At 64.9% G+C, this 265-nt stretch carries 1 protein-coding gene; it reads left to right on the top strand.

Features of this window, described 5'->3' with window-relative positions; all coding sequences use genetic code 11:
- The coding region (locus Q4563_RS20335) for a chromate transporter (protein WP_303605803.1) at positions 1-265 on the top strand (265 nt) is incomplete at both ends.

Genomic DNA, 265 nt, shown 5'->3' with positions numbered 1-265 from the left:
ATGCCGCGTATGCCGATCTGGTGGCCCTGTGTCAGTTTTTGCCTGGCCCGGCCAGCTCTCAGGTTGGTTTTGGGCTGGGGTTGATGCGGGCTGGCTGGGGCGGAGCCTTGGCGGCCTGGCTGGCGTTTACGTTGCCGTCAGCACTGGCGCTGGTGGTGTTGGCCACCATGGCGACTACGGTGGCAGCGTTGGCGCCGCTGTTACAGGGGCTGAAAATTGTGGCGGTGGCCATTGTTGCTCACGCGGTGCTGGGCATGGCGCGTAC

It is taken from the genome of Gilvimarinus sp. 1_MG-2023 (assembly GCF_030548285.1).
This window is presented reverse-complemented; position numbering and strand designations above follow the sequence as displayed.